The sequence below is a fragment of the Dyella japonica DSM 16301 genome (genome assembly GCF_001010355.1).
GTDB classification, from domain to species: domain Bacteria; phylum Pseudomonadota; class Gammaproteobacteria; order Xanthomonadales; family Rhodanobacteraceae; genus Dyella; species Dyella japonica.
On the sequence record NZ_JPLA01000085.1, the window covers coordinates 1 to 208 of the forward strand.

1 protein-coding gene is annotated in these 208 nt (G+C 70.7%); it reads right to left on the bottom strand.

All coding sequences use genetic code 11. The features are described 5' to 3' along the window. Positions 1-208: hypothetical protein (locus tag Y882_RS18255; protein WP_046973387.1), on the bottom strand; the 208-nt coding region annotated here is incomplete at both ends.

Sequence of the window (208 nt, forward strand, 5' to 3'; positions counted from 1 at the left end):
CAGCGCGGAGAGCAGGCCGAGCATGGCCGAGCTGGCCACGCCGGCAATCGAGGTGCCGAACGCAAAGCCCAGACCTTTCACCGGTGCGGCGAGTGAGCCGCGGATGGCCTGCAGGTCCGTGGCGCTTTCCAGTGCGATGCCCGTGCCGCGCAGGGTGGCCATCATGCCCAGCAGCGTGCCGAGCATGCCCAGCAGCACCAGCAGGCCG